The organism is Sphingomonas sp. PP-CC-3A-396 (assembly GCF_004343105.1).
Lineage (GTDB): Bacteria > Pseudomonadota > Alphaproteobacteria > Sphingomonadales > Sphingomonadaceae > Sphingomonas.
Genome location: NZ_SLYF01000003.1, coordinates 280709 through 306999 on the forward strand (window position 1 = coordinate 280709; position 26291 = coordinate 306999).

Annotated in this window: 24 protein-coding genes; 9 read left to right on the top strand and 15 right to left on the bottom strand. The window is 65.6% G+C overall.

What is annotated here, in order from left to right:
* Positions 1–100: 100 nt before the first annotated feature.
* Genes C8J40_RS07450 through C8J40_RS07465 form a run of 4 tightly spaced genes read right to left on the bottom strand, consistent with a single transcriptional unit; the run spans position 101 to position 4590 of the window.
* On the bottom strand, positions 101–382 hold the full coding sequence (locus C8J40_RS07450) for a DUF3325 family protein (protein ID WP_132896458.1): 282 nt from the start codon (positions 380–382) through the stop codon (positions 101–103).
* Positions 379–1971: a PepSY-associated TM helix domain-containing protein gene (locus C8J40_RS07455; RefSeq protein ID WP_132896459.1), complete on the bottom strand. Its 1593-nt coding sequence runs from the start codon at positions 1969–1971 to the stop codon at positions 379–381. The genes C8J40_RS07450 and C8J40_RS07455 overlap by 4 nt, the downstream gene beginning before the upstream one ends.
* Positions 1968–2282 (bottom strand): hypothetical protein, encoded by a 315-nt coding sequence (locus C8J40_RS07460; RefSeq protein WP_132734294.1) that lies wholly within the window; start codon positions 2280–2282, stop codon positions 1968–1970. Before C8J40_RS07460 ends, C8J40_RS07455 begins: the two co-directional genes overlap by 4 nt.
* 22 nt (positions 2283–2304) lie before the next feature.
* Positions 2305–4590 carry a TonB-dependent siderophore receptor gene (locus C8J40_RS07465; RefSeq protein ID WP_243693258.1) on the bottom strand — a complete coding sequence of 762 codons (2286 nt, stop codon included), beginning with the start codon at positions 4588–4590 and terminating at the stop codon, positions 2305–2307.
* Between the two features lie 153 nt (positions 4591–4743).
* Here C8J40_RS07465 and C8J40_RS07470 point away from each other — a divergent pair, with 153 nt between their 5' ends.
* A complete protein-coding gene (locus C8J40_RS07470; RefSeq protein ID WP_132896460.1) occupies positions 4744–5625 on the top strand; it encodes a polysaccharide deacetylase family protein in 882 nt (293 codons plus the stop codon).
* Between the two features lie 41 nt (positions 5626–5666).
* Here the strand turns inward: C8J40_RS07470 and C8J40_RS07475 are convergent, their stop codons facing one another.
* Positions 5667–7478: a DUF885 domain-containing protein gene (locus tag C8J40_RS07475; RefSeq protein ID WP_132896461.1), complete on the bottom strand. Its 1812-nt coding sequence runs from the start codon at positions 7476–7478 to the stop codon at positions 5667–5669.
* 220 nt (positions 7479–7698) lie between these two features.
* On the opposite strand from C8J40_RS07475, the gene C8J40_RS07480 reads away from it, so the two are divergent.
* A complete protein-coding gene (locus C8J40_RS07480) occupies positions 7699–8727 on the top strand; it encodes a twin-arginine translocation pathway signal protein (protein ID WP_132896462.1) in 1029 nt (342 codons plus the stop codon).
* A gap of 38 nt (positions 8728–8765) precedes the next feature.
* Here the strand turns inward: C8J40_RS07480 and C8J40_RS07485 are convergent, their stop codons facing one another.
* Genes C8J40_RS07485 through C8J40_RS07525 form a run of 9 tightly spaced genes read right to left on the bottom strand, consistent with a single transcriptional unit; the run spans position 8766 to position 17534 of the window.
* Positions 8766–10442, bottom strand: a complete 1677-nt coding sequence (locus C8J40_RS07485) for a GMC family oxidoreductase (protein ID WP_132896463.1) — start codon at positions 10440–10442, stop codon at positions 8766–8768.
* 50 nt (positions 10443–10492) lie between these two features.
* The gene (locus C8J40_RS07490; RefSeq protein ID WP_132734306.1) at positions 10493–11326 is read right to left on the bottom strand and encodes a sugar phosphate isomerase/epimerase; all 834 of its coding nucleotides are present in this window, start codon (positions 11324–11326) and stop codon (positions 10493–10495) included.
* Positions 11323–11904 carry a gluconate 2-dehydrogenase subunit 3 family protein gene (locus tag C8J40_RS07495; protein WP_132896464.1) on the bottom strand — a complete coding sequence of 194 codons (582 nt, stop codon included), beginning with the start codon at positions 11902–11904 and terminating at the stop codon, positions 11323–11325. Before C8J40_RS07495 ends, C8J40_RS07490 begins: the two co-directional genes overlap by 4 nt.
* Positions 11901–12716 (bottom strand): DUF1080 domain-containing protein, encoded by an 816-nt coding sequence (locus C8J40_RS07500; protein ID WP_207901173.1) that lies wholly within the window; start codon positions 12714–12716, stop codon positions 11901–11903. Before C8J40_RS07500 ends, C8J40_RS07495 begins: the two co-directional genes overlap by 4 nt.
* Before the next feature lie 41 nt (positions 12717–12757).
* A complete protein-coding gene (locus C8J40_RS07505) occupies positions 12758–13681 on the bottom strand; it encodes a TIM barrel protein (protein WP_132896466.1) in 924 nt (307 codons plus the stop codon).
* A gap of 13 nt (positions 13682–13694) precedes the next feature.
* The gene (locus C8J40_RS07510) at positions 13695–14081 is read right to left on the bottom strand and encodes a c-type cytochrome (RefSeq protein ID WP_132734314.1); all 387 of its coding nucleotides are present in this window, start codon (positions 14079–14081) and stop codon (positions 13695–13697) included.
* Complete coding sequence (locus C8J40_RS07515; RefSeq protein ID WP_132896467.1) at positions 14078–15238, bottom strand: Gfo/Idh/MocA family oxidoreductase; 1161 nt, start codon at positions 15236–15238, stop codon at positions 14078–14080. Before C8J40_RS07515 ends, C8J40_RS07510 begins: the two co-directional genes overlap by 4 nt.
* Positions 15235–16299 carry a sugar phosphate isomerase/epimerase gene (locus tag C8J40_RS07520; protein ID WP_132896468.1) on the bottom strand — a complete coding sequence of 355 codons (1065 nt, stop codon included), beginning with the start codon at positions 16297–16299 and terminating at the stop codon, positions 15235–15237. Before C8J40_RS07520 ends, C8J40_RS07515 begins: the two co-directional genes overlap by 4 nt.
* On the bottom strand, positions 16296–17534 hold the full coding sequence (locus C8J40_RS07525) for an MFS transporter (RefSeq protein ID WP_132896469.1): 1239 nt from the start codon (positions 17532–17534) through the stop codon (positions 16296–16298). The genes C8J40_RS07520 and C8J40_RS07525 overlap by 4 nt, the downstream gene beginning before the upstream one ends.
* Positions 17535–17659: 125 nt before the next feature.
* On the opposite strand from C8J40_RS07525, the gene C8J40_RS07530 reads away from it, so the two are divergent.
* The 7 genes from C8J40_RS07530 (at position 17660) to C8J40_RS07560 (ending at position 25261) form a co-directional block, all read left to right on the top strand.
* Complete coding sequence (locus tag C8J40_RS07530) at positions 17660–18667, top strand: LacI family DNA-binding transcriptional regulator (RefSeq protein WP_132896470.1); 1008 nt, start codon at positions 17660–17662, stop codon at positions 18665–18667.
* Positions 18668–18751: 84 nt separating this feature from the next.
* The gene (locus tag C8J40_RS07535; protein WP_132896471.1) at positions 18752–21088 is read left to right on the top strand and encodes a GH92 family glycosyl hydrolase; all 2337 of its coding nucleotides are present in this window, start codon (positions 18752–18754) and stop codon (positions 21086–21088) included.
* A 140-nt stretch (positions 21089–21228) separates the two neighbouring features.
* Positions 21229–22059 (top strand): aldo/keto reductase, encoded by an 831-nt coding sequence (locus C8J40_RS07540; RefSeq protein ID WP_132896472.1) that lies wholly within the window; start codon positions 21229–21231, stop codon positions 22057–22059.
* Positions 22060–22066: 7 nt separating this feature from the next.
* Positions 22067–22606: a metallophosphoesterase family protein gene (locus C8J40_RS07545; RefSeq protein ID WP_132896473.1), complete on the top strand. Its 540-nt coding sequence runs from the start codon at positions 22067–22069 to the stop codon at positions 22604–22606.
* A complete protein-coding gene (locus C8J40_RS07550) occupies positions 22603–22887 on the top strand; it encodes a hypothetical protein (RefSeq protein WP_132734328.1) in 285 nt (94 codons plus the stop codon). Before C8J40_RS07545 ends, C8J40_RS07550 begins: the two co-directional genes overlap by 4 nt.
* A gap of 362 nt (positions 22888–23249) precedes the next feature.
* Positions 23250–24179: a galactosyltransferase-related protein gene (locus C8J40_RS07555; protein ID WP_132896474.1), complete on the top strand. Its 930-nt coding sequence runs from the start codon at positions 23250–23252 to the stop codon at positions 24177–24179.
* Entirely contained in the window at positions 24176–25261 is a 1086-nt protein-coding gene (locus tag C8J40_RS07560) for a glycosyltransferase (protein ID WP_132896475.1), read from the top strand. The genes C8J40_RS07555 and C8J40_RS07560 overlap by 4 nt, the downstream gene beginning before the upstream one ends.
* Here C8J40_RS07560 and C8J40_RS07565 read toward each other — a convergent pair.
* Complete coding sequence (locus C8J40_RS07565) at positions 25221–26291, bottom strand: PepSY-associated TM helix domain-containing protein (protein WP_132896476.1); 1071 nt, start codon at positions 26289–26291, stop codon at positions 25221–25223. The two genes, C8J40_RS07560 and C8J40_RS07565, sit on opposite strands and share 41 nt — an antisense overlap.

Consider the following 26291-nt stretch of genomic DNA (forward strand, 5'->3'; position numbering starts at 1 on the left):
TTGGCTTGCCGCCTTGGCTGTTGGCGTGGGGAGTGGCCCGACGGGCCATCTCCCCCGCTTAGAAACCGTAGCGTCCTCGGTATGTGTAAATGGTCGTATGTTACCGCGGTGGAGATCGCGAGACGATCAAGTTGAGTGACAGGAACGCGACCCCCGCCCCTGCCATCACCGCAGCGATCCAAAGGATCGGACCAAAGATCCAGCCGCGGGCCAATATTGCCGGTGGGACGCTGACGATCAGGACGCCCCACCCCCCGTTCCGCAACAGACTGCGTCGCCGGCGCGAAAGTCCCGCACCGAACCGGCGCCGATACTGCGCGTCGGTGGCCAGCCCGAGCAGCAAGAAGGCTGTAGTCGTCAGGATCAGGACGACGATACTCATTCGACCGATTCCAATAGTTTGGGGACCGCATGAGTTCGTGACGGTCGGACTCGCCGCGCTGGCGGGCGATAGTTCGCGACGCGTCTGGCCAGCAGAAGGAAGGTGACACCGAACGCCAGCAGCGTTGCGTCGATTCCGGCGATCATGAGGTCTCCGATCGCGATCATCGCGAACAGCCCCCGATCCGTCGCGACGATGTCATACAGCGGTAGCGTGACGAGCAGAAGGCCGGTCGCGGCGAACACCGTCGGCCAGACCCGTGACGGCTTGGCGATAACCGCGGCCAGCGCGGCGATACCCCAGGCGATGAACAGCGCGTGGACTTCCCAGGCCGCACGACCGCTCAGGGCCAGAGGTAGCAGTCGGTTCGCCCAGAAGAAGCAGGCGATGCCGAATGGAAAGCCGCCGACCACCGCGACGTTGAGACGCTCGACCAGCTGAAAGCCGAAATGCGGTCGGGTCGGGTCGGGGAGGCGTTCACGGCGCTTCACGGTCCACAGAACGAGCCCGCTCGCGACCATCAGCGTTCCGGCGACCCCGCACAGGAAGTACAGCCAGCGGCCGCCATAGCCGGCAAACCGTCCAGCGTGCAGGCCTATCATCGCGCCCGCGGTCTCGGCCGCCGCCCCGGGCGGAGGCGAACGCCACGCTAGGCGTCCCGATACACCGTCATAGGTCAGTCGGGGTGTCCGCGACGACAGCATCGAATGCGCACTCTGACTGACCGAGACGCGCGCCGATGCATCGCCGGGGTCGCTCACCTCGATGAAGCTAGCCGGTGCGCCGAGCCGGCGTTCGGCGTCAGCAGCGATCGTTCGGAGGTCGATCAGCGGTGCTGGCCGACCGCTGCGATCGACCACAGCGGCGGTGGGGAACAGCGTCTCCGACACGGTACGTTCGCTGGTGTAGTTCGCCACGACCGCCCACGGCATCAGCAACGCCATCAGCGTGACGAGCCCGGTATAGGTGATCATCACATGGAACGGCAGTGCGAGCACCGCGGTGGCGTTATGGCCATCGAGCCAGGACCGCTGGCCCTTGGCACGCCGCAGCGTGAAGAAGTCCTTGAAGATCTTCTTGTGCGTGACGATCCCGCTCATGATCGCGACCAGCATCATCATGGTCGCGAAACCGACCAGCCACCGTGCCCAGATCACCGGCATGTACTGAAGATCGAAATGGAACCGGTAGAAGAACTCGCCGCCACGCGTGTCGCGGGCGTTCGCAGGCTTGCCGTCGGCACCGATCAATGCCTGCGTATCGCGACGGCCGCGCCGGCCACGCCCGCCCGTCTCACCGGGCTTGGGCTGGGGTATCCAGAACAGCTCTGCGCCCGGTGACTGGTCGGTCGCCACGGCGATGATCCAGCTCTTCGCATCCGGCGCCTTGCCGGCGAGGAACGCTTGCGAGCCGGCGAGCACGCGCATCGGCTGTTCGACACGTGCGAGCTCGGGCCGCATCCAGCGGTTCAGCCCTTCGCGCCAGAACGCGATCGTGCCGGCGACGAACACCAGGAACAGGATCCAGCCGAGCAACAGCCCAGACCACGTGTGCAGGAACGCCTGCGACTGTCGGAACCCCTTGCTCATAGCCGCCCCGACGCATCGATCGAGATCCACGCGATCGCACCACCGACCGCGCCGGCAACGACGAGGGTCCAGAGTGCGCGCCAGCCGCTACGGGCTGCGAACGCCCACATCGCCGCGATCGCGCACAGCATGAGGGCTATCAGCGACGCGGTGACACTCGCCTCGGCACGGTCGCCGGGTAGCAGCCGCGCGATCGCCATCGCCCAAAGGCTGGCCGTCGCATAGCCGAGCGGTACCGCCGCGACGACGCGCAACCCGATATCGCCACGCCGTGCCCAACGTGCGCGGGCATGCGCATCGCCCGCGGTCATCGGCCGCTCCCCCCGACCGCGATCATTCGAACGTGTACCGAAGCGTCGCGAACGCGGTGCGCGGACTTCCGTAGTAATTGCCGCGGCCGGTGGCGGCGATGCGCGCATAATAGGTCTTGTCGAGCACGTTGTTGACGTTGACCGATACGCCGAGCCGTTCGCTCAGTCGGTAGCCTGCTCGCAGGTCGAGGACCGCATAGCTCCCCTGGCGAACGATCGTCGACGGACGGAACGATCCATTGGCGTTGACCCCCGCCGCGACACCTCCATAGGTGCCGCTGAACCACGTCACGCCGCCGCCAAAGCTCACGCCTGCCAGGGCGCCGTTGGTGGGCGCATAATTGGTGAATGCCTTGGCCATATGCTTCGGGATGATCGGGACCAGCGGCAGGCCTTCGTTCGCGGTGGTCTGGTCCTCCAGATAGCGAGTCTTGGTATAGGTATAGCCACCGTTGATCCGCCAGCCGGGCAGGATTTCGCCAGACGCCTCGGCCTCCAAACCCCGCGCCCGGACCTTGCCGGTCTGGAGTACCACGGTCGCGATATCGGGATCGTTGAACAACCGGTTGGTCTGCGTGATCTGGTAGACCGCCGCCGACAGCAGCAACCGGTCGTTCATCAGCGAGAGTTTGGTCCCCGCCTCATATTGCGCACCGACCAGTGGTTCGATCCGTCCACCATCGGGCCGCGCCCGTCCGACCGGGGCTGCCTGCGGCGTGAAACTGTCTGCATAGCTGGCATAGAGGTTCAGGGTGCGCGTCACGTCCCAGACCAGCCCGGCATAAGGCGTGAAGCGATTGTCGATTCCGTACCGTGTCGGCGCCGGCAGCACCCCGCTCGGTGCGAGCAGCGTCGCGGTCGTCGTATCCCACCAGGTCAGACGCCCGCCGCCGATCAGCGTGACGCCATCGACGGGACTGAGCCGCATCTGTCCGTACAGGCCGTATTGCTCGATGTCGGTCGATGATCCGCCATAGACCTGCAACACGCAATTCGCCGGCGCGGGGACGATAGCGGTGCTGGCATTGGGGCACGTCGCGCCACTGCCTTGCACCGGATAATAGGGCGACGCCGCGTAGGGGTTGAGCGGCGGTTCCAGCGGCGAGACCGGGTTGTACACATCGATCCGCGCATAATTGGACAGGCGGGTGGCGTAGGAGGTTCCCGAACTCGCCTGGTAGTCCGCCCCTAGGATGAGGACCTGGTCCCGCCCGAATAGCGGAAAGCTGCCCACGCCGTTGAAATCGAACGAGCGAGTCTGCTGCTTGCTGTCGCCACGATAGGCGATGTGGCTGGTCGTGCCGTTGGTCGCCGTGACCGGCTGGTTGCCGATATAGCTATAGATGTCGACGCGATCGACATCGGTGAACAACCCCGTCGCACGCAGCGTCCAGCGATCGCTGATCTTGTGCGTGATCTCGGCGAATCCGGTCCAGGTCTCGGCGTTGAACCGATTCCAGTCGGCCCCGAGATAGGTCGAGCGCTTCACGTCGAGCAGTTGGCCGTCGCTACCGTCCAGGCCACCCAGGATGCCGGGCAGTCCCGACTGGACCGCGGGCCGAAAGCGATCGTAATTGCCGCCGACGGTCAGCGTGGTGCGATCGCCGATCTCAAGCGACCCCACGGCGAATGCGCCGATGCGGTTGCGGTGCGCGGTGTCGAAGAACTGGTCCTGATCCTGCGCCATGACGCCGACGCGAAGCCCTGCCTTCGGACCGATCGGTGCCGACACATCGAGTTCGAACCGGGCATTGTCGTAGGTGCCGTAGCCCGCGCTCGCCTGCATCTTGAACGAGTCGAGCGGGCGCTTGCGGATCATGTTGATGCTGCCCGCGGGATTACCCGAACCGCTGAACAGTCCCGCCGGACCGCGCAACACCTCGAGCCGATCGTAGAAGAACAGGTCCGGGACGGCGGACGGGAAGTTGAACGCGAACGTGGGGACGCCGTCGATCAGGTAATTCGAGATCGCGAACCCGCGCGAGAAGAACGATGGATCCTCACTGCCGACGCCGTTGACGGTGATGCCGTTGGTCGCCGTCAGCGCATCCTCCAGCGTGAACAGGTTCTGCGCCTCGATCTGGTCGCGCTCGATCACCGTGACGGTGTTGGGCGTGTCCTTGAGCGGCGTGACCGTCTTGCCGACCTCGCGACCGTAGCTCTTGCCGAGAACCAGGATTTCGTCCGATTTCTGCGCGTCGTCGGGGCTTTCGGCAATGGCCGAATCCCGCGCCGGCGCAGCCGATATGGCCGCTTCCGGAATACCGACGAACGCTGCGCCAGCCAGCAATATACTCGTTACACTCATTCTGAACCCCCGTGTTGGAGGCGCTCCTAGATCAATCGCTTTTGCGAGTCACTATCAATCTAAATATTTTGTCATGATTGTTCGACATCTCCCCGTCATGACGATTTTTACAAGTCCTACGCATCGCATCGCGCGGCGGCACGTTGCGACGGGATGAGTCACACCCCTGCTGTCCGCTACCCCTATCGTCCGATCACCGATCGACCGGACTATGACTGGCCGGAAGGCAAGCGGCTTGCGATCTACTTCGGCGTCAATCACGAGGTGTTCGACTTTGGCGGCGGATTGGGTGCCGAGTTGGCGCCATCGCAGACCGAGCCCGACGTGATGAATTACGCGTGGCGCGATTATGGCAACAGGGTCGGCGCGTGGCGGCTGTTCGACCTGTTCGACAGACTCGATCTGCGTACGACCGCATTGTTGAACGCCGACATACTCGATCGCTGTCCAGGCCTGGCCGAAGCCTGTCGCGATCGTGGCGACGAGATTGCGGCACACGGCCGGACTAACGCGACCGCGCAAGGGACCCTGTCGCGATCAAGCGAACGCGCCATGATCGCCGATGTGACGCAGCGACTGGCGACGCTGAGTGTCCGTCCGACGGGGTGGCTCGGCCCCTGGATTTCGGAGAGCAAGGATACACCCGATGTGTTGGCCGAAGAGGGCTATCGATACGTGCTGGACTGGGCACATGACGATCAGCCGACCCGCCTCGCCACGACGCACGCCAGCCTGTTGTCGATACCTTATTCGCAGGAGATCAACGACTTGCCCGCGGTGATCCAGCGTCATCGCGAGGCCGACGACTTTGCGGCGATGATCCGCGCCGCGGTCACGCAATTGTTATCGGAAACCGACCGCCGCCCCTCCGTTTTGGGGATCGCGATACATCCCTACATCATGGGACAGGCACACCGCGTCCCGGCGCTGGCCAGGATATTGGAGGAGCTTCGCGAGGCGAACGATCCGCGCATCTGGTGGACCACGGCGGGCGCCATCGCCGACCATGTCGAGACGCACGATCTGGCGGTTTGACACCCGCAACCGAACGCCCCGCTGACTTTAACGGGCTGGTTTCAGCGGCGGCGGTCGGCGATATACCGGTTCACCTGTTCGTCGAGCACGTCCAGCGGGAGCGCACCCTGGCTCAAAATCGCCTCGTGAAAGTCGCGAATGTCGAAGCGGTCCCCGAGTTCGCGCTTGGCACGATCGCGCAGTTCGGTGATCTTGAGTTGGCCGACCATGTAGCTGGTGGCCTGGCCAGGCCAGTTGAAATACCGGTCGACCTCGCGGCCGATATCCGTATCCGATACCGAGCTGTTCGCCTTGAAGTACGCAACCGCTTGGTCACGGGTCCACCGCTTCGAATGGATGCCGGTGTCGAGCACCAGCCGGATCGCGCGCCAGACCTGCAGGGACAACATCCCGAACCGGTCATAGGGTGTCTTGTAGACCCCCATCTCGTTCGCGAGCCGTTCCGAGTACAGCCCCCACCCCTCGACATACGCGCCATAGCCACCGAATTTGCGGAACTTGGGAATGCCGACGAGCTCCTGCTGGCGAGCGATCTGGAAATGATGACCGGGCGCGCCCTCGTGCGCGGCGATGCCAGCGACCTGCACCTTCTGCGTCTGGTTCATGTCGACCAGATTGACGTAATAGATGCCAGGACGCGTGCCATCAGCGGACGGCGGATTGTAGAATGCGGTCGACGCGGTACCTTCACGCCACTTTTCCACCGCGCGAACCTCGAGTGGCGCCTTGGGCAGCTTTCGGAAATAGCGCGGTGCCGCGACCATGACCGAAGCGATCACGCCGCGGGCATCGCCGAGATACTGTTCGCGACCTTCTGCCGTATTCGGATATTTGAACTTCGGATCGGTCCGGATCTGATCGAAGAATGCCTCGAGCGTGCCGGTGAAGCCGACCTCGCGCTTGACCGCCTCCATTTCCTGGCGAATCGCGGCGACCTGCCTCAGACCCAGCGCGTGGATCTGGTCGGCGGTCAGGTCCGTCGTGGTCGAGTTCTTCAACCGATCGGCATAATAGGCCGCGCCATTCGGCAGGCTCCAGGCACCGAAATTGCCCTTGGACTGGGGTTCGATCTCGTCGAGCGTGGTCAGCAACACGCCGTACCCCGTGCGAAACGGTCCCGTCAGCGCGGCACTGCCATCGGCCAGGAGTTTCGCCTTGACGGCGGCCGGCGCGGCCAACGCACCGACCTTCTTGCGAAAGTCCGCCCACACGCTCGAGTCCGGGCCGGCGTCGAACGGCGCGCCGGTTATGATCGCCTTCGCATCGCCGCGCGCCGGCGCGAAGTTCACCTTGTTCGGGACGATGCCCGAGGCCGCCTGCGCGCGCATCGTCGCCGACACCTCACGCATCACCCGCTCGGTATCGCGAAGGCGGGCGATGTACGCCGTCGCATCGGCGACCGTATCGACCTTGTGATTGTTGATAAGCAGAACGGGAATCTCGCCCGCCGGACTGCCGTTGGTCGATACGGGGAACCGCAACTTGCGAAATTGCAGCGACTGACGGCCGCGCTCGACCTCATATTCGAATAGGCGGTAGCTCACCCGCGCGCTTTCGCTCAACTGTTCCGGCTTGAACTGAGCGTGCATCGCCGCCAGCTGCCGTTCGGCGAGCGCTTCGGCGCGCAGCGATGCGGCGTCGGTATAATCGTCGAGCCGGTCGTAATTGGTTTTCAGGCCCAGCTGGGTCTGCGATTCCGGACTGAGCGCGAGTTGCTCGTCATACGCACGATCGAGGAACGCGAGCAGTGCGGCATCCTGCACGGTCGAACGCGTTACCGCATCCGGCGCCGCGAGATTGGCCTGTAGGAGCGGAACGGCCGGCAGCAGGACGAGGGCGAAAGCTAGACGCATGAAATCTCCGATCAGGCTGCTTGTCGCCCGCCACTGGATGCATTGCAATCGTCTCCTGCCCGTTCGACGAACCGGCCCGAGGCCGAACCTCGCAACGCGCGACATCTTTCGTGCTCGCACTTGCCTCCGAGGCTGGAACGATGGTCGACCCGACGGCGCGCGAATGTCGCGGAACCCGTCCGTCGCTCATGTCTTTGAAAGACAAACAAGGAGTTTCGACATGTCGCTGATCAATCGCCGTCAAGGTCTGTGGACGCTTGCAGGGGGCGCGCTGGCCGCAACCGTGATCGGTACGCGCGCAGCCGCGCAGATCCTGGCGAAACCAGCGGCGAAGATGGAAACGCTTGCCGTGGTCGAAAAGAACGAGGGTGGCGTCGCCTTCTACGCGGTTCCCGGCGGCAAGCGCGTCGGTGTCGTCCCATTGGGGACGCAACCGCACGAGATCGTCGCCGATCCCACCGGCCGCTATGCGTTCGTCGGCGATTATGGCGTCGAAAGCTGGAAGGCGCCGGGCGTCGGCGGTCATCGCGTCTGGGTCATCGATCTCGAGAAAAGGACACTTGCACGAACCATCGACCTGACCCCGTTCGGCCGGCTGCACGCGGTGCGGATGGACTCGAAGGGGCGGTTGTATGTCTTGTCCGAGAAAGACAGCGTGTTGGCGCGGTTCGACACCCCGCAGACGGACAATGCACCCGCGCGACTGGTGCCGGTCAATGGAGCGCGAAGCCATTACCTGGTCATCCGCCGCGACGGCTCCCGCGGCTATGTCGCCGACACGCTGAGCGGTGCGGTCATCATGGTCGATACGGACGACGTCGGCGTAGCCCCGGTCCGCCAGCATATCGGCGTCGCTCCCGAAGCGATGACGTTGAGCGCCGACGAACATATGCTGTTCGTCATCGATCGTCCCAGCGGCACGCTGCATGCTCTCGATGCGACATCGCTGACCCGGCGGATGCAACGCACGATGCGCGGTGAAGCAGTCAGGATCGTGACCCAGACGGACGGCAAGCTGATCGTATCGAATACGCAGGACAAGAGCTTGTCGAGGCTGAACCCGACGACGTTGGCCGAGGAGGACTATTTGCCGCTTCCGGCGGCGGCACCGGGTCTGAACATCGTCGGCGACACGGTCTATGCGTCGTTGCAGAACGACCGGGTAGCAATCGTCGATCTGCGCGCGTGGAAAATCGTCGGCGGCTTCGCGACGGGATCGGCACCGGACTCCGCAGTCCTGATGCGGTGAAGCCGCTGGCTCCACCGCACTGAACTACGAGATCGCGCTCAGGCCTTCTTCATCTGGCGCACCGCATGATCGGCGGCACGGGCGGTGAGCGCCATGAAGGTCAGCGACGGGTTGACGCACGAGATCGACGCCATCTGCGCGCCATCGGTGACGTAGAGGTTCGACGCGGCATGCGCTTGGCTCCATTCGTTGAGCACCGACGTGCGTGGGTCGCGGCCCATGCGGGCACCACCCATTTCGTGGATCGCGTCGCCGGGTACGTGCTCGCTTTCCGAACTCTTGACGTTGGTCAGGCCCGCCGCCTTGAGCATCGCCTCGCCCTGCGTCCGCGCGTCGGTCATCATCTTCAGCTCGTTGTCGCGGAAGCGCACGTCGAACCGCACCAGCGGCACCCCGAACCGGTCGACCTTGCTCTGATGGAGCGAAACCTTGTTGTCCGCATAGGGTAGGCATTCGCCGAATGCGCCCATGCTGAACCGCCACGGCGCGTATTTGCGCATGCCCTGCTTCATCGATGCGCCGAACCCGACAGGGGCGGCAGGGTTGCGATAGGCGCTGCCCTGATAGCCATAACCGCGCTTGAAGCCGACGCCCTCGTCGCCGCCGATATTGCGGAAACGCGGGACGTAGACGCCGCCCGGACGACGACCGAATTCGATGAACTCTTCCATCCCGGGGATGTCGCCCTCGACCCCGACACGGAAGATGTGATCCATCACATAGCGCCCGAGCGTGCCGCTCTCGTCGAAATAGCTGCGGTCGCTGCCCGGCGCGCGCGAGTTGAGCAGGATCTGCGTCGACGCGATCGCCGACGCGCAGAGGAAGACGAGATCCGCGTTGACGGTCTCCGCCTGGCCGGTCTTCGCATCGATATAGCGGACGCCGGTAACCTTTTTCCGCGCCGCATCGTACACCAGGTTGGTGACGACCGAGTCCGACTTGAGCGTCAGGCGACCGGTCGCGCGGGCGGCGGGCAAGGTGACGGCCTGGGTCGAGAAATAGGCGCCGAACGAGCAGCCATTGCCGCACTGGTTGCGGAATTGGCACTTCGTCCGGTTCTGGTCGGGCTTGTCCTCGGTCATGTTCGACAGCCGGGTGTTGATCAGTTTCCGGCCAGGAAACTTGCTTTCGAGGTTCTGCTTCAACCACTTCTCGGCGACGTTCATCGGCATCGGCGGCTGAAATTCGCTATCGGGCAGATAGGCGAGGTTCTCGCGCGAGCCCGAGACGCCGATGTATTTCTCGACATAGCTGTACCACGGCGCGACGTCGTCATAGCGGATCGGCCAGTCGCCATCGATGCCGTCGCGCTTGTTCGCCTCGAAATCCGCGGGGCTCCAGCGGAAGCACCAGCGGCCCCAGATCAGCGACTTGCCGCCAACCGCGCCAGGCCGGATCCAGTAGAACTTGCTGCCCTCGTCATAGGCGTACGGGTTCAGCCGATCGTCATTGTGGAACTCGCGGTTGCTAGGCTGGACATAGCCGTGCTTGGCGATGAAATAGTCGCTGTCCATCAATGGCTTGGGCATGATGTTGCGCGCCGGCACCTCATAGGCGGGCTTGCCGTCATAGGTGTAGCCTTCGCCATGCTCGACCATCTTGCCGCGGTCCAGCATCAGGACGCGGAGGCCCTTTTCGGTCAATTCCTTGGCGGCGAAACCGCCGCTTACGCCCGAACCAATGACGATCGCGTCGAACCTGTTGGTCTCAGCCATGATCTTCCTCTCCTAATACTCAGAAACACGCCCCGTCAGGAGCGCCTCGTTTAAAAACGAAGCGCGCGCAGTGTCCGGAAGCTCGTGGTGATGTCGGGCAGATACGGCGCGGGGGCCTGATCGTTCTCGACGTAGAAATGGCGCACGCCGGCACTGCCCTTCAGCTTGAACAGCGCGCCGAAATCGACCGTGCCCTGCCCGACCGCGGTCATGCTCCGGTCGGGACGCATGTCCTTGACGTGATAGGCGTAGAGGCGGGTCGACAGCCGCTCGATCAGCGTCGTCAGGTTTTCGCCGGCATGCAATGCCCAGTAGAGATCGAGTTCGAGCTTCACGAGCGCGGGATCGGTCTCCTTCAGCAGCCGCTCGTACAGGCTGACGCCGCCCGGCTTGGTGGTGAACTCGAAATCGTGGTTGTGATAGGCGAAGCCCAGCCCGGCCTTTTTCAGGTCGGTCGCGAACCGGTTGAAGTTCGGCAGCGCCGCGGCCCAGCCCGCTTCGTTGCGATGCTCGTCGGTCATGTACGGCAGCACGACGGTGGTCGCGCCGAGCGTCTTGGCCATCGTCACCGACTGGTCGAACTGCTTGAGCAGCGCGTCGTAGCCGATATGCACCGAGGGCGCGGTCAGGCCGAGCTTGTCCATCGTCCGGCGCAGCATTGCATGATCCATGCCGTCATAGCCGCCACCACCGAATTCGACCTCGCGGTAGCCGATTCTGGCGACCTGTCCGAGCGTGCCGACCGGGTCCTTCGAGAAGATGTCGCGGATCGTGTAAAGTTGCAGGCCGATCGCCTTCAACTGGGCAGCCGATGCGGTCGGCACGAACGCGAGCGCTGCGACCGCACCGGAGCCGGCGAGCAGGTTTCTACGGCTGAGAATCATGCGGAATACACCTTGTTGACCTGAGAATAGGGAAATGCGCCGTTATACTCGCCCGGCACCGGCAGATATTCGCGCTCCTGCGTCATGCCGATTTCCGACGTGTAATAGCCGGTGATGACGAGCTGTCGGAACGCCTCGAAGAAGACGCCGCCCGAGGGGATCTGGTCGTTCATCGCGAGAGTGAGCAGCGCGTCCTGCTGCGCCGCGGTCGCCTTTGCGCCGGCGACCTTATAGTCTTTCAGGCTGCGTGCCTCGATCGCGTCGAGCCCGGCGAGGATCGGCACGCGGTCGGCCGGGGCGGCCCAGTCGGCGAGCAGCTTCTCGATATAGGCCGGGACACCCGCGGCGATCGCGCCCGGCGTGTCGGTGGTCGGCAGGACGCGTTCGCTGAGCGCGGTCATCAGCGCGCGCTGGGAGGCCGTGAAGACCGCGACGCTGGGCGGGCCTTCGCTGATGACGGGGATCCCCGCCGCCGCGCCGGGCGCCTGGCCGACCCCTGCGGCGCGCGCGATGGGTGCGTACAAGGCGCTGCCGAACATGGCGACGACGCCGGCGAGTGCTGTTCTGCGATCGATCATTTACCGTCCTTCTTCAGATCCTGCGCGATCGCCGCTTCGGTCAGCCGACGGACCCAAATGTTGCGGAACGACACCGGTGAATCGTGATCCTGGAGCTGGATCGGCGCTGCGTCTGGATGCGCGGTGTAGCTGGCAACCTTGCGCCAGATGGTCGTGCCGAGCATCGCCTGGTGGTTCTGGACGAGCACGCCGTTGAGCAGCGCCGTGACGTACGCAGGGCGGAGCAGGCTGCCGTCGGCAGCAAAGCGGGGCCGCTCGAACACGATATCGTAGGTCTGCCATTCGCCGGGGCGACGCGAGGCGTTCACCAGCGGTGGCTTCCAGCCATAGACCGCGCCGACCGTGCCATCGGCGTAGGTCGGGTTCTGCGAGCCATCGAGGATCTGCAGTTCGTAGCGCTGCATGAACCAGATGCCGCTGTTGCCGCGATCCTGCGAGGTCTTGGTCGGCGGGTTGGGCGAGCGGAATTCGAGATGCATCTGCACGTCGCCGAAGCTCTGTTTCGAGACGAGGTTGTTCTCGCCACCGCTTTTCGCACGCGACGGGATCGTCAGCGCACCGTTCGCGATCGGCCACGCGATGCGATCGGGCTTCCATGCGTCGAGCGAACGGCCGTCGAACAGCACGACCGCATCGGCAGGCGCACCGCCGGGGGTCGCGGCCGGCGCGACGACGATAGGCGCAGGGCGGTCGGCGTCATGGACGCGCCACTGGCCGCTGGGCAACATCGGCGTATCCTTGAAGCCCGGCTTCTCCTGGGCCGCGACTGGCCCCGTCGTCATCAGCGCCATCGCCGTGACAGCGCTCGCCATCAAACAGGTCTTCATGCGTCTTCCCCTCATCCCCGTCCCCCTTATGCTGCATCGATTTCGCGATAGGCGGCGATCAGGCGATCCTCGCCCGCGCGGCCGGCGATCGAATTGCCGTGTTCCATGCCGATCACGCCGGTGTAGCGTTTCGCCTTCAGCCACTTCACGATCGACTTGAAGTTGATCTCGCCGGTCGAAGGTTCGTTGCGGCCCGGATTGTCGCCGAACTGGATATAGCCGATCTCGTTCCAGCAGGTGTCGAGCGTCGGGATCAAATTTCCCGACTGGATCTGCTCGTGATACAGATCGGCAAGGATCTTCACCGCCGTACTGTTGGCGCCGCGCGCGACCGCATAGCCCTGCGAAATCGACTGCATATAGACGCCGGGATGGTTGGTCCGCGTGTTGAGCGGCTCCATCACCATCGCCGTGCCTGATGGCGCGACGATGTCGCCCGCGCGGCGCATGATGTCGATTACGCGCGCCGTCTGGATATCGACCGGCACCTTCGGATCCATGAAGCCGGTGACGACGGTCATGTGCTTCGCGTTCAGTCGCTTGGCGACGTCGAGCGAGGCGCGGATGTCCGCGAGGAACGCCTCGCGCTCGGCACCGTCATTGGCGCCGAGCAGCGGCCGCGACTGCGACCATTTGGGCATGCTGGCGACGAACACGCCCATCGTCATGCCGCGCTGCGCCAGCGCCTTGGCCATCTGCTCCTGCTCGGCCACCGACCGCGTCGCCGCCTCGTTGTCCTCCCAGGCGGTGAAGCCCTGATCGGCGGCGTAGGCGATCTGCTCGATCCGTCCACCGCGGCTGGCAAAGCTGCCCTCATGCGGCGCGTAGCCGAGCGAGAAACGCGCGGCGTTCGAGCTGCGGCGTTGCCCACCGGCCATGCCCGGCACCAGCGATGCGGCGGCGCCTGCCGCGAGCCCAGCCCCGAGCAGATTTCTACGGGAGAGCGTCATGCGACCATTACCGTCATTTCGAGCCCTCGGCCCTGAGATACGCGATGATCGCGGCACGCTTGGCCGGATCGGGCGTCGCGATCGGCATGCGCGTGCCCGGCACCTTCTTCTGCGGTGCGGCGAGATAGTCGTTGAGCGTCTTCTCGTCCCAGCGCAGCTTCGATGCCTTCATCGCGGGGGAGTAGTTGAAGCCGGGCGTCGCGGCGGCGGCACGGCCGACCACGCCGTACAGGTTCGGGCCGATGCCGTTCCTGCCGCCCTTCACGACGGTGTGGCAGGCGCGGCAGGCGGCGAAGGCAGGCGGCGCGGCGGCGGTCGACTGTGCGGTGGTCGGCGCCGAGACCGTGACGGCCGCAACCGCCGCGATACTTCCTGCGACCAGAGCCATGAGCAGCTTCATTCATTCTCTCCCGGATTTACTGAAGTCCATTTCCGATCTGCGCCGGCGTTGGCGATCACCGCCTCGATGAAGCGCATCGTGCGCAGGCCATCGGTCACGCCCGGAAACCAGCGGCCGTCTTCTCGACTGCCGCCGCCATCACCGCGGATCGCCGAGGCGAACGCGCGGTAGAGGTTGGCGAACGCCTCGATATAGCCCTCGGGATGACCCGCGGGTGTACGCACCAGCGTCGCGGTGGCGTCGAGCATACCCGGACCGCCGGTCCGCACGCTCTCCGCGGGGCGGTCGAGCCAGCGCAGCGTCAGCGTGTTGGGTTCCATCTGCGACCAGTCGAGGCCGCCGCGTTCGCCGTGGATGCGCAGTCGAAGCCCGTTCTCCTCGCCCGCTGCGACCTGGCTCGCCTTGAGCGTGCCGCGGGCGCCGCCCTCGAACCGGAGCAGCGCGCTGACGTCGTCGTCGAGCCGGCGACCCTCGACATGCGTCGTGAGGTCCGCCGAGACCGATTGCACCGACAGGCCGGAGACATGCTCGGCGAGCTGGAACGCATGCGTGCCGATGTCGCCGAGACAGCCGCCGAGTCCCGCGCGGGCGGGATCGGTGCGCCATTCGGCCTGCTTGTTGCCGTCGGTGTCGATCGATTGGCTGAGCCAGCCTTGCAGATATTCGACCTGGACCAGACGGATCGCGCCGAGATCGCCGCGTTCGACCCGCGCGCGCGCCTCTTCGATCATCGGGTAGCCGCTATAGGTGAACGCCAGTGCGAAGTGGCGGCCGCTGGCCTTGGCGGCGGCGGCGATCGCCTCGGCCTCGACCACGTTCATCGCCATCGGCTTTTCGCAGAAGACGTGGAAGCCGGCGTTCAGCGCGGCGATCGCCATCGGCGCGTGCAGGTTGTTCGGGGTCACGACCGCGAGCGCGTCGATGCGCTGGTCCGCGGGTAATGCGCGCTCGTGCGCGATCAACGCGTCGATCGATGGATAGACCCGCTGCGGATCCAGACCGAGCAGCGCGCCGGTGCGCGTGTTGCGCCCGCCATCGGTGCTGAACGCCCCGGCGACGAGGTCCCAGTCGCCGTCGAGCGCCGCCGCCATCCGGTGGACGGCGCCGATAAAGGCCCCCTCCCCGCCGCCGGCCATGCCGAGGCGAAGCCGGCTCATGCCTGCCCCTCGGACAGTCCGAGCAGCTTGCGGATCGCGGTGCGATCGATGCCGCTGGCGGCGAAGTCGTCGAACGGGCGCTCGGTCAGGCGGATGATGTGGTCGCGGATGAACGGCGCGCCTTCGCGGGCGCCGTCGTCAGACCGCTTCAGCGCGCACTCCCATTCGAGTACTGCCCAGCCGTCATAGCCATATTGCGCCATCTTGCTGAAAATCGACGAAAAATCGACCTGCCCGTCGCCGAGCGAGCGGAAACGGCCGGCACGGTCGACCCAGTTCTCGTAGCCGCCATAGACGCCGGTCCGCCCGTTCGGGTTGAACTCCGCATCCTTGACGTGGAAGCACGAGATCCAGTCGTGATAGCGGTCGATGAAGTCGAGATAGTCGAGCTGCTGCAACACGAAGTGCGACGGATCGAACAGGAGGCGCGCACGGGGGTGGTTGTCGACGGCCGCCAGGAACCGCTCCCAGGTCGCGCCGTCGTGGACATCCTCGCCCGGATGGACCTCGAACGCGCAATCGACGCCGGCCTCCTCGAACACGTCGAGGATCGGGGTCCAGCGGCGGGCGAGTTCGGCGAACGCTTCCTCGATCAGTCCGGCGGGACGCTGCGGCCAAGGATAGACGTACGGCCACGCCAGCGCTCCCGAGAAGGTGGCGTGCGCGGACAGGCCCAGATTGGCGCTGGCGCGCGCGGCGAGCTTGACCTGCTCGACCGCCCAAAGCTGGCGCTCGGCGGGCTTGCCGTGGACCTCGGGCGGCGCGAAGCCGTCGAACAGCGTGTCGTACGCCGGGTGCACCGCGACCAGCTGGCCTTGCAGATGCGTCGACAATTCGGTGACTTCGATGCCGTGGTTAGCCAGCCTTCCGCGAAGATCGTCGCAGTACGCCTTACTCTCGGCGGCGAGCTTCAGGTCGATCAGTTGCGCGTTGCAGGGGATTTGGACGCCGACGTACCCGAGGCCAGCCGCCCATTCCGCCAGCCCGTCGAGCGTGTTGAACGGGGCTGCGTCGCCGAGGAACTGGGCGAGGAATATCCCGGGGCCCTTCATGCCGGTCATGCTGCACTCTTTCTGGTGTCGTCGCGGAAGGTGAACTGGAACAGCAGCGCGATCACGGCCGCGGCGATCGCGGGATACCACCACATATGCTGCCAGTCGGCGATGGTCGGCGATGCGGGCAGCTGCGCATACAGAAGCGCGCCGATCTGCGACCCGAGCAGCATGCCGACGCCGTAGGTGAACAGCGTCAGCATGCCCTGGGCCTGTGCATTGACGCCCTTCGGTGTGGCGATCGTGCCGGTGTAGATCGCGCCGGCGACGAAGAAGAAATCATAGCACACGCCGTGCAGCGCGACGCCAAGATACACCGCCCAGATCGACGAACCGCCATCGCCGATCGCGAACAAGGCGTAGCGCAACGCCCATGCGGCCATGCCGACCAGCAGCAGCGGCTTTACCCCGAACCGGCGGTACAGCCACGGCATCGAGAACATGAAGACGAGCTCGGACATCTGCCCGATCGCGAGCGTGCCGCCGACGTTGCTGATGCCGGTCGCGCCGACATAGGGCGAGGCATAGGCGTAATACATCGCGAGCGGGATCGAGATCAGCGTCGCGCAGGTCATGAAGATCAGGAACGAGCGCTGCTTGAGCAACCCGAACGCCTCGACGCAGAACACCTGGCGCAGGACGCTCTCGTCGCGCGGCGCATCCGCCGTGACGTTCGGCAGCGTGAAGCTGTAGAAGCCCAGCGCGATCGAGACGACCGCCGCGACGCGGAAAATCTCCGGGCTAGCGGACAGGCCGGCCCAGCCGATGATCAGCCCCGCGGTGATCCAGCCGAGCGTACCGAACGCACGGACGAACGGAAATTTGTCGGTCCGCTCGCCGAAGCTTTTTAGCGCGATCGTGTTGGCGAGGCCGACCGTCGGCATGTAGAGAATCATGTAGCAGAGCAGCAGCCAGACGAAGGTCTGCCCACCCTCCGGCGTCACCAGCGACGGCAGCACGAACAACAATACGCCGCCGATCAAGTGCAGGATCACCATCAGCATCCGCGGGCTGACATAGCGCGCCGCCGCCATGCCGAGCAGGAACGAGCCGACGATAGACGCGATCGGCCCGACCGAGAAGGCGTTGCCGATGAGGTTGCCGATCCCGACGGTCTGCATGACGAGGCCGAGGGTTACGGTCCAGGCGCCCCATACGAAGAACTGCATGAACATCATGGCGCTCAGGCGGCCGGTTAGCAGACCGGCTGGCGTGGCTTGAGGTCCAGTGTCTGCACGCGCCATTCGCTACCTCTCCGATCGCAGTTTTCCTGCTTGTCGACCCGGAAGCTACGGAGCCGCGATACGAATGTAAAGGATTACATCGGATATATATCGACAGTGCCGACGACCGGATCCATGACGACCCTATGCCGACGATCATCGAAGTGGCCGCTCTCGCAGGCGTCTCGACCGCCACGGTTTCGCGCGTTCTCAGCCGCCCCGAACAGGTGTCCGAGGAGACGCGACGGCGGGTGCTGGCGGTCGTTCGCGAGTCCGGTTACGCGCCCAACGTCGCCGCGCGGAGCCTGCGGACGTTGCGCGCGGCGAAGATCCTGCTGACCGTCCCCGATATCTCCAACGCGTTCTTCGCCAGCGTCATCCGCGGCGCCGAGGAGGCGGCAAGGGACGCAGGTTACTCGGTCGTGGTCGGCGACACCCGCCACGATCCGGACGTTGAAGACCAATATGCCGACATGCTCTCCCGCCGCGAGGTCGACGGGCTGATCTTCCTTGGCCACCGCTTGCCCGCCAGCCTCGCCCCGCTGATGGCGCGCAAGGGTGCCGCCGCTCCGATCGTCAATGGCTGTGAATACAGCTCCGATCTGGGTGTCCCGAGCGTCCATATCGACAATGCCGCCGCCAGTGCCGACGCGATCGAGCATCTCGTCGGCCTCGGCCACCGCAGGATCGGCGTCGTCACCGGCCCGGAGATCAGCCCGATCAGCCGCGATCGTCTCGCCGGCGCGATCGACGCCGCGACCCGCGCGGGCCTTCGCGACAGCCTGCACATCCGCGTCGGCGACTATTCGGCCGGCCCGGCCGTCGACCAGACCCGCGACCTGCTCGCCCAGGACGTGACCGCGATCTTCTGCTTCAGCGACGAGATGGCGATGGGCGCGCTCAGCGCGATCGGCGACGCGGGACTATCGTGCCCGAAAGACGTCTCGGTGATCGGTTTCGACGACCTCCCGCTCGCGCGCTATTTTCAGCCGCCATTGACGACGATCGCGCAGCCCAAGGCGATGATCGGCCGCCGCACCGTCGAGTTGCTCGTCGATATCCTGCGCGGCGTAGACAGCCCGTCGCGACAGGTCACGCTGGATCACGAACTCATCGTTCGCGGCAGTACTGCACAGCCAGCTTCGGCTCGCTGACCGATTAAATCGGGCGGCGCTTCTCAGATCGACGATCGCCTGCAATATTCCGCGGCAATCTCTTCCTCCATACGGGCGATCTCGATGTCGGTCTTCAAGCGATCACGCCTTGCGGGCGCCTTGCTGGGTTTGTTTCTCTCCACCAGCGCCAATGCCCAGGACGCGGCCACGCCGAGCGATGCGGTCGATCCGTTCATCGGCACCGGCGGCGAAGGGCACACGTTCCCAGGGGCGGTCGCACCGTTCGGCATGGTCCAGTTGTCCCCGGACACCGATACGTCCTGCGTGATCCGCACCTGTTACGGCCACGCCGCCGGCTATCGCTATGACGATCCGACGATCGAGGGGTTCAGCCACACGCATTTCTCGGGCGCAGGGCATTCCGATCTCGGCGATATCCTCGTCATGCCGGTGTCGGGCGACACCGTGCCGATGGACCCCGGCACGCCCGCCGCGCCCGGCTATCGCTCGCGCTTTTCGCACGCCACCGAGGTCGCCAAGCCGGGCTATTACGCGGTCACGCTGGATGGTCCTGGCGTGCGTGCGGAAATGACGGCGGGCACGCGGATCGGCGTGCATCGCTATAGCTTTCCCAAGGGCAAGGCCGCGCACCTTGTCGTCGACCTTCGATCGTCGCTTTATAATTACCCCGGCAAAATCCTGTGGTCGGGGCTGCACCTGCGCGACGACGGCGTGCTCACCGGCTTCCGCGAGACGCGCGGCTGGGCGCCCGGGCGCAAACTCTACTTTGCGATGCGGTTTTCCGCGCCGCTGGTGGGTCATGCGCTGGTCGATCGCGACAAGGACATCGCGTACAAGGGATTCCAGGGTCCGGGCCGCGGCAGCGATGCGCTCGCAGAGAAGCTGGGTCGGGCGCTGGAGGCGCGGCTCGATTTCGGCCCGCTCGATGCGCCACTGGAAGTGAGGGTCGGGATATCGGGGGTCGACGAAGCCGGCGCGCTCGCCAATCTGGACAGCGAGCCCGGCGGCTTCGACGCGGTTCGCGCCAGGACGCAGGGCGAGTGGGATACGGCGCTGGGCGCGGTCAAGTTCGAGGCTGCGGCACTGATGCGCCGCATCTTCGCGACCGCGCTCTACCACAGCCTGCTCGCGCCGAGCGTCTGGAGCGACAGCGACGGGCGGTATCGCGGGCCCGACGATCAGGTGCATCAGGCCGACGGCTTCACGGTCCGCTCGACCTTCTCGCTATGGGACACGTTCCGCGCCGAACATCCGCTGCTGACGCTGATCCAGCCGGAGAAGACCAACACCGATATCGTCCGCTCGCTGATCGCCAGCCAGCAGCATAGCCCCGACGGGATCCTTCCGGTCTGGCAGTTCGCCGGGCGCGAGACGTGGACGATGATCGGTTATCACGCCGTCCCCGTCATCGCCGACGCGTATATGAAGGGCATTCGCGGCTTCGATGCGGACGCCGCGTTGCAGGCGATGGTCGCGAGCGCCGACCATGCCTCCTATGGCGGGCTCGGCGAGTATATCCGGCGTGGCTACGTCCCGATCGACAAGGAGCCGGAGGCCGCATCCAAGACGGTTGAATATGCCTATGACAACTGGACGATCGCGCGGATGGCGCGGCGGATGGGCAAGACCGACATCGCCGAGCGGTTCGAGAAGCGCGCGGGCAACTGGCGCAACAGCTTCGACGCGAAGACCGGCTGGCTGCGCGCAAGGCTCGCGAACGGCGCGTTCCGCACACCTTTCGATCCGACCGCGATCAACTACGGCTCGGATTATACCGAGGGCAATGCGTGGCAATATAGCTGGTTCGTGCCACAGGATCAGGCGGGCTTGTTCCGGCTGCTCGGCGGCGATGCGAAGACCGTGAAGAAGCTCGATGCAATGTTCGAGTTCGACAATTCGAAGGTCGATTACAGCCATGCGGAGGATATCGCCGGGCTGATCGGGCAGTATATCCACGGCAACGAACCGAGCCACCACGTCGCCTATCTCTATAATTATGCGGGCGCACCGTGGCGGACGCAGGCGCGGCTCGGGCAGATCGTGGCGAGCCAATATGGCGCCAAGCCCGATGGCCTCAGCGGCAACGACGATCTCGGCCAGATGTCCGCATGGCTGGTGTTCACGGCGCTCGGCTTTTATCCGGTCGCGCCGGGGTCGAACGAATATGTCATCGGCCGCCCGTTCCTGTCGCAGGCGACGCTCGCGCTCCCCGGCGGCAAGCAGTTCGCGATCCGGACGGACAATCTGTCGGACGCGAACCCGTATATCCGCTCGGTGACGCTCAACGGCACGCCCCTCACCCGCAGCTATCTGCGCGACGACGAGATTCGCCAGGGTGGCGAATTGCGGTTCGTGATGGGCGCACAGCCGGACAAGGCGTGGGGCAAGGGTGCGAAGGCCCGGCCGTTTTCGTCCTCGACTGCCGCCCTGCCCCACTGATCTGCCCCGCTGATCTGCCCCGTTGATCTGCGTCCGCCCTATGACGGAGCGGGTCGACAGTGCGGAGACCGGGTGGAGCGATGCGCCCGAACGGCCCCTTCCGCGTTATCCTCTGGAACCGATACCGCGAGAGACAGACCATGAAGAGCGTGACGCTTCCAGGCGGAGAAACGATACCGGCGCTTGGCCAGGGTAGCTGGATGATGGGTGAGCGCGCCGCGCACCGTGCCGACGAGATCGCCGCGCTGCGCCACGGCGTCGAGCTTGGCATGACGTTGATCGACACCGCGGAAATGTATGGCGATGGCGCGGCCGAGACGCTGATCGGCGAAGCGCTGGGCAGCGTGCGCGACGACCTGTTCCTCGTCAGCAAGGCGTATCCGCAGAACGCATCTCGCACGCGGCTGGCGGCGGCGTGCGAAGCGAGCCTCAAGCGGCTGGGGACCGACCGGCTCGACCTGTACCTGCTGCACTGGCGAGGATCGGTGCCGCTCGCCGAAACGGTCGAGGCGATGGAAGCGCTCAAGGCGGGCGGCAAGATCCGCCATTGGGGCGTGAGCAATCTCGATACCGACGACATGGCCGACCTGATCAAGGGTGGCGGCGATCGCTGTGCGACCGACCAGATCCTCTACAATCTCTCGCGGCGCGGGCCCGAACTCGACCTGATGCCGTGGCTGGCCGAGCACCGCATCCCGGTAATGGCCTATAGCCCGGTCGAACAGGGTCGGTTGATCGCAGATCCGACATTGGCGCGGATCGCGCGGACGATCGGCGCGAGCCCGGCGCAGGTCGCGCTCGCCTGGGTGCTGAACCGTGACGGCGTCATCGCCATTCCGAAGGCCGGCACGGTGGCGCATGTGCAGGACAATCGTGGTGCGGCGGACCTGCTGCTGTCGCCGGACGATCTGGCCGCGCTGGATACCGCGTTCGTAGCGCCACGGACGCGTCGCCCACTCGAGATGCTGTGAGCGTCGGATGACTGTGTATTTCACGGCGGATACGCATTTCGGCGATCATCGGACGCTCAATATTCACCGTCGTCCGTTTGCCAGCGTCGCCGAAATGGACGCCGCGATCGTCACCGGCTGGAACGCGGTCGTTGGTCCCGCGGACACGGTGTGGCATCTCGGCGATGTCGCGCGCCGCCCGTCGGACGTATCCGACCTGCTGGCACAATTGCACGGGACCAAGCATCTGATCCAGGGGAACAACGATCCGCCCGCAACTGGCGCGGCCGGAGGGTGGGCCAGCGTGCAGGATTACGCCGAACTGACGCTCGACGGGACGGCTCTGGTGCTGTGCCATTACCCGTTCAGCCGCTGGAACGGGCAGCATCGCCGGTCGATCAATCTGCACGGGCATAGCCACGGCAAGCTCAAACCGGTGCTGCGCCAGTTCGATGTCGGCGTCGACCCGCGCGGCTTTCGCCCGGTAACGCTTGCCAATCTGCTCGACCGTTCTCCACGTACCGAAATCCACGATCCGATCATCCGCCGAAGGACTGCAACCGCATGAAGACGTCTTCGCCACACCAGACGGCATCGGACGATTATGCCCATGGCCGACGCGACGGGTTGCGGCTGGCGCTGTCGATCCTCGCGGGCGAGGAGGCGAAATGGGCGGCGCTGCTGGGGGAAAGCTCGTCGTGGCGCACCAATGCGATCCGTGAAGTCCGATACAAGACGTTGCAGGTCGCGCAGAGCCGGATCCACACGGTACTCAATCGCATGACGCCGAAAACGGGTGTCGCGATCGATCCGGAGATCGCCGCCGCGCTCGAAAAGGCGGGACTCTAGCGCCGCGACGTGCGGCGCTCCCGGTCGGCTGTGTGAAGATCCAGGGCATATGCGGCCGCCCAAACCGGGGTGGTAATTTTGTTCGTCGGTCGTTCTGGCTCGGCAACCATGTCCGCCTTCACGTCGTTCTCGACGCACTCCGGTTTCTCGAAGCAATCCGGGCTCTCGACGCAATCCGACAATCCTGTGCGGATCACACTGCTTTGCCGTGGAAAGACGGGCCTTATGCCGAGTGCGACGACCGGATTGCCGCCGTGCCCGCGATGATCGCCCCCAATCCCTGGACCGCGCGGCGCTGACCGAGCGGACCGCCTGCCCCGCCTGCCCTTTTGCACCCTTCCCCTTCACGCAGAGCTATCATCATGACCGAAGTTTCCGTCGTCACCCTGGGCAAGGGGCGTCCCGATCATCTCGTCAACGTGGTCCGCGGACTCATGCGACAAACGCTGATGCCGGTCGAGCTGATCGTCGCGGTGATGCAGGAGGATCTGTACGACTTGCCCGAGGCGCCGTTCCCGATCCGCCAGATGCGGATCGTCGCCGATGCGTTGCCGCTTGCCTCGGCCCGCAACGTCGCGGCGCGGGCAGCGACCGGCGAGGCGATCGTCTTTCTCGACATGGACTGCATTCCGACGCCGAGTCTGCTGGCGGATTATGCCGGGTTCCTCGATAGCTTCGACGGTCTGTTGATGGGTGAGGTCCTGTACCTGCCGGGTGGCGCGACCGCGGGCGACTGGTCGTATGAGCGGTTCGCGGAGATTGCGGTTAAGCATTCGGATCGTCGCGGCCCGCCGCCGCAGGGAATCGAGATCTGCACCGATTATCGCTGTTTCTGGTCGCTCAATTTCGCGATGCGGCGGGCGACGTTCCTCGGCCTTGGCGGCTTCGACGAACGCTATGTCGGCTATGGCGGCGAGGATACCGATTTCGGCAAGGCACTCGACGAGGCGGGCATCCCGATCGCCTGGATCAAGGGCGGTCTGGCGTATCACCAATATCATCCGCACCACATGCCGCCGGTGCATCATCTCGACAGCGTGGTGCGCAACGCCGAGCTGTTCGAGACCAAATGGGGGTATCGGACGATGGGGCATTGGCTCCAGGCGTTCCGGCTGATGGGGCTGATCGATCCCACCCCGGGCCGGCCGATCCGGATCCTGCGACGCCCCGATGCCGCCGATCTCGCGCTGACCGGACAGCAGAGCCACCAGCCCTATGCCAATACCGCGGTCGTGATCCGCCTGCTGGAAGACCGGCTGGCGGCGAGCGAGAGCGCCGAGGCGGCCGAATGAGGATCGCCGTCCTGTGCCATGTTCGCCAGCCGATCGCCCAACCCTTTGCCGGCGGGATGGAATCGCAGTGCTGGCAGCTGGCGGCAGGACTGCAGGCGCGCGGCCATGACGTCGTGCTGTTCGCATCGGGTGACAGCGACCCGCGGTTTGCGCTCGATGCGGTGAACCCGGAGGCTTACGAGCGGAGCTTCCCCGGCGCCGAGCATCGCGGCGTCGCAGCGCTGATCGCGCATCTCGATAAGGGGTATGCGGCCGCCTGCGACCGGATCGCCGCGGGTGGCTTCGACGTGGTGCACAACAACAGCCTGCACCGGTTTCCGCTCGAGCCGGCGCGGACCGCTATGGTGCCGACGGTCACGTCGCTGCACGTGCCGCCTTACGATGCGCTGCGCTGGTTCGTGCAGGCGAGCGTGGGACCGACGCACCGGCTGACCGCGACCTCGGCCCGCCAGCTCGCCGCCTGGTGGCCGGAGGGCCCCCCGCGCGAAGCCTCGGTGCTGCACAATGGCATCGATCCCGACGCATGGCCGTTCGTCGCGCAGGGCGACGGCAGCGCGGTCTGGTGCGGCAGGATGACGCCCGACAAGGCACCGCACCTCGCGGTCCAGGCGGCGCGCATCGCGGGAGTCCCGCTAACGCTGTTCGGACCGATCGAGAATCGCGACTATTGGGACGCTGCGGTGGTGCCGTTGCTCGACGGCGACGCGCGCTACGGCGGCCATCTCGGCGGCGCGGCGCTGGCGATCGAGCTGGGACGCGCTTCCGTCTTCGTCTTCACGCCGTGCTGGGACGAGCCGTTCGGGCTGGTTGCGGTCGAGGCGATGGCGTGCGGCCTGCCGGTCGCGGCGTTCGATTCCGGTGCGGTCCGCGAGATCATCGGTGAAACCGGAGCGTTCGCGCCCGCGGGCGATGTCGCGGCGCTGGCCCGCGCGATCGTCGCTGCGCTCGACGCACCCCGCGCGCCGCAACGCGAGCGGGTCGAGGCCGCGTTCACGCGCGACCGCTGGCTGGACCGCTGCGAAGCCTTGTACCGGGCCGCCCTCAGCGGCGCGGCGGCGTCGACGACCGGCGCGGCCGCTTGAACCAGAAGCTCCAGACGCTGAGCGTTCCGAGCAGGCCGAGCACGAGCCCCGACAGCGTCATCACGAGGCGGTAGCCGAGACCGCCGACCTTGGCCGCGTGGAGCGGGTACAGGATGTTGTAGGCCGCGACCACGCGCGAGAGCGACGCGGCGTCGCGTGCCGCCAGCAGATGGCCGTCATCGGCGGCGAACCACAATGTCGTGCGGCCGTTCGGGAGCCATTCCGCCGGTCGCTTCATACGTAGCGTGACGACGCCGCTGCCGTTGCGCGGAAGCGACAGGCTGCGCAGTTCGGCGTCGGGAAAGCGCGTTCGCGCGGCGATGATCATGCCCCGCCAGTCGAGATGGTCGGCGAGCGCGACCTTGGCGCCGGTCGGCGGCTTCAGCGCCGCGTCGATCGTCGCGGGTGCAGCGGGCCCGAGGAACACTGCGGTCAGCGGGCGGAACACCAATGTCGCGCCGGTCAGCAGCGACAGCACCAGCAGCGGCGCCGCGACGATCCCGAGATCGCGGTGATGCCGGACGATCGCCGGACGACTGAGCCGCTTCGGCAGCAACCGGAACGCAAACGTCTTGCGCGTCCGCCACCACAGGATCGTGCCGGTGATCACGAAGAACAGCCCCGCCACACCTGCGATACCGATGATCGTCTCGCCCGTGTCCCCTGAAAAGAGATGATGGTGGAGGTCGAACAGCCATAATTCGGGCCGCGCCCATTGGCTCTGCCACTGGCTGACGATCGTGCCGGCTTGATCGGTATAGGCGCCTGCGCCCTTGCCGAAATCGAGCCGGTCCACGCCGAGATTGGCGTTGGCGAACGTGATGCTCTGCGGCCGGGTCGCGGGGTTCGCCATCAACCGCTCGGTGGTCTCGGCAAGCAGGCGCGTCTGCTGGATCTGCGCGTCACCGGCGTGGGGCACCATGATCCACGCATCGCGGTGAACGAGGATCGCGCCAGTCAGCCCGAGGATCGCGAGTACCAGTCCGAGAAACCCGCCGGTCCAGCGGTGCAGCGTATCGAGCAAAGCCAT